General features: G+C 50.2%; 4 protein-coding genes. All 4 read right to left on the bottom strand.

Annotated elements, in window-relative coordinates; genetic code table 11:
* Positions 1 to 194, bottom strand: a 194-nt coding sequence (locus tag Q392_RS33190; RefSeq protein ID WP_211260311.1) for a hypothetical protein, incomplete at its 3' end; no start/stop codon positions are given.
* 583 nt (positions 195 to 777) lie between these two features.
* Positions 778 to 1,170 carry a hypothetical protein gene (locus Q392_RS33185; RefSeq protein WP_157008340.1) on the bottom strand — a complete coding sequence of 131 codons (393 nt, stop codon included), beginning with the start codon at positions 1,168 to 1,170 and terminating at the stop codon, positions 778 to 780.
* A 99-nt stretch (positions 1,171 to 1,269) separates the two neighbouring features.
* The gene (locus Q392_RS33180; RefSeq protein ID WP_157008338.1) at positions 1,270 to 1,557 is read right to left on the bottom strand and encodes a hypothetical protein; all 288 of its coding nucleotides are present in this window, start codon (positions 1,555 to 1,557) and stop codon (positions 1,270 to 1,272) included.
* 3 nt (positions 1,558 to 1,560) lie between these two features.
* Positions 1,561 to 2,989, bottom strand: a 1,429-nt coding sequence (locus Q392_RS33550; protein WP_483855401.1) for a CdiA C-terminal domain-containing protein, incomplete at its 5' end; no start/stop codon positions are given.

Raw genomic sequence — 2,989 nt, 5'->3', positions numbered from 1 at the left:
TGGCCGGCCGGCAGCATGGCGCCGCCCAGCACGTTGGAGCTGTTGATCCAGGCGTAGCTGGGGTGCAGGTTGCAGCAGGTGTAGCCGGTGATGGGGGCTGGCAGGCGGGTGGCGCAGCCGCTGAGAGCGGCCAAAGCCAAGGCGAGTGCGGCAAGCACGGGAGCGCGCGAGGCGCGGGTGGGTGGTGACAGCATGAAGAAGCTCCCTTGAAATTCTGGCGATGCGCCCTTGATCTTGTTATTGAGAAATTGATGCGGTTATTAATATTTCAAAATAACCTCAATCACTCTTCATCTAAAAATCTCCCCGGAGAAACAAGTTTTCATTCTCAATCAATGAAATCCAATCCAAATCAGAATAAAAACTTTAATGCTTCTATTTGATACTCATCAATGCCATCAGCTTTCAAACCAATCAACTCATGACAGTAGTAGTGATAAATTCCCCATCTTCTAGCCGGAGCTCGATCTTGAATTTCCTTGGAAATCCATCCACTTACAGATCCCTCAACTTCCGGTAGAAGTTCTCGAAAAATGACACGAAACTCCGCGCCCCGCAGAGCACAGATGCAGGGGGATATCCTTTTGCCTCAAAAGATTTGAGGCTGCAAGATTTATGAAAAAATTGCGTTTAGCCTCATTCATCGCCTTTTTGGAATGATTTCGAACAAATGCCGCAAAAAACAACACCCAACGGATTCAAATCTGAATCACAATATCTTCAGGTAGTAGCCAGCTAGTGAATTGCCTGCCTGGTTGAACAACAATTGGCGACAAATCAAGGCTGCGCCCCCTTGAAAAGCCCATTGAACAGTTTATTGGGAGGAGAGAATGAAAGAAAAGTGTTATTTTTTCTTTCAATGTGCAAACGCCCGCATTGCAGGCATTCGTACACATCCTTTTTCATGTCAAGAAATTTTCCGTAAAGATGATCATGCAGAATATTTCCATGGTCAAGGCCAAGGTTGGCGTAGTCTTCACCATAACCTTTTTCTATTAGCCATTTTTTTACCTCTCCTGCTTGAACGGCAGTCACATATTCTTGGGTCTCATTGGCTATCCAAGCAAAAAATTCAACAATATCTTTATCCGAAATCAACCTCGCTTTGTAATCCAGTCCAAGCTCATGGTCCCGTATTACATAACCGCACTCACAAAGAAGTTTACTCATCACGACTTCCTTGGAGTAGATAGGATGCCTTGTCATCACAGACGGACGAATTGCGGCTGCCTATGAATGCATCACTATTGCACTTCGGGTTTGAATCCATTAATTATTCGATTTTTTATCTCGTAGTTTTCTTATCTCCGTCTCTTGCTCTTTTGATAAGGGCTCATCTGAAAATAACTCATAGCCAATAAAATTTAACAAGATATTCTTTGACTCAATCAATTTGACGAGCTCGTCATATACAGCTACATCAATCAATCCCCATTCAAGCAGGGCAGCTAGATATCCGCCCCACATTGCATGAACAAAAGGATCTTCAGGACGCCAACTCAGTTGGCGTTTAATTCTATTTTTTAATTCGTCTTTGGTGGGATACCCATTGATCATAAATTATTCCTTCACGCGAGGAGTATATACAGAGCCTTGCGGAGTAATGACAGTGATGCTCTGGATTCTTGCGCCCGACTGATTATCGGCACCAAATGCCCTTCCTATTCCACGTTCAGCAATCTCCGGAGTCATTCCAATTTGATTCCTTGCATCAATAACAATATTGCCTGACTGCCCTCTAGCATTCATGATCGTAGAAGACAACGCCTTTGACAATCCATCAGACGTTTGATTCTGAATATTGCTCATCGTCTTGAGTTCAACCCTAACACCATCAACAAAAAAATCGGCCGTCCGCGAGGTTGCAGTCGGGATAATTTGCACCGTTCTTCCACCAGCTGCCAACTCGGAGGCGTAGTTGAGTTCTGCGGCGGTCAGCTTCGACGTATCTCCAATGATCTTTCCGAACGATGGGGCGCCGGATCCAACAATTGGGACGCCGGCCGCCGTACTGACGACGAGTTCAACCGTTGCTATACAAGAGCTTGGATTGACTGTGCAGTAGCCTAGTGGATCTTTCGAAAACGCAGCGATCTCTGCGGCTACACCGCTGAGCGCAGGCGCCAGAGCCAGGCCTCCAGCCAAAGCAGCCGCCTGCACGGTCAGAGTTGCGATTTCTCCTCTTGCCTGAGCATCCCTGCCAGCGGCCTGAGATATTTGCTCGATAGTGGGCTGAGTAATATTGTGTGATGCATAGAACTGCAATGCCTCAGGACTAGACGTCACGGCGTCAAGATACATCCGCGCATTCGCCCTTTGCTCAGGCGTTGCAGTAAACATGTATCCAACGTTTTGACCAGGGATATTGGCGTCCCCTGGCAGCAACTGCTGCCCAGCATTCCTTAGGAACTGCCTCGCGGCAGCATCTTCCTCGCCCGCTGCACCGAATTGCACTTGCCTGAACGCTTGGTCTGCCAAACGTTGTTCAGCCTCGTCTACGCTAATTCCCTGTGCAGCGGCAAATTGCTCTGCATGGTCTTTGATCCATTTCGTTTCGGTCGGGTGCAACTGCCGATTGTTGATGTCAATGCTGTACGCACTGGCCGCACCCGCCGCTCCACCGGCTGTCGCTCCGATAGCTGCCGCAGTGATGGCACCGAGCCCCTGCGCCACAGGGGCTGGCAGCCCCATTTCTTCGATCGCATTCCCGATGCGCGGCATCAGCGCAGCGCTCGCTCCTGCCCCGAGTGCGCCCGCCACGCCGCCGCTCAACGCGCCAGCGGCGGTATGCATTGCCACCCGGTACTCTCCGCCCTCGTCCCACCTTGCGGCTTCGGCTGCATCGCCCCGGGCGCGAGCGGCGTCTCGCTGACTGTCCGCATAGGTTCCGATTTCCCTGGCCGCGTTCTGATTGAACTGCTGCGCGATCTGCGCCTGCGCCTGCACGTCCTGCACGATGGACTGGGTGTTCCAGTCCTTGATCAGCGTG

This window comes from Xenophilus azovorans DSM 13620 (assembly GCF_000745855.1).
In the GTDB taxonomy this organism is placed as follows: domain Bacteria; phylum Pseudomonadota; class Gammaproteobacteria; order Burkholderiales; family Burkholderiaceae_C; genus Xenophilus; species Xenophilus azovorans.
This window is presented reverse-complemented; position numbering and strand designations above follow the sequence as displayed.

Excerpts from the sequence above, each read along its gene's own strand:
- Q392_RS33185 (WP_157008340.1), bottom strand. The coding sequence starts at position 1,170 with ATGAGTAAACTTCTTTGTGAGTGCGGTTATGTAATACGGGACCATGAG.
- Q392_RS33180 (WP_157008338.1), bottom strand. The coding sequence starts at position 1,557 with ATGATCAATGGGTATCCCACCAAAGACGAATTAAAAAATAGAATTAAA.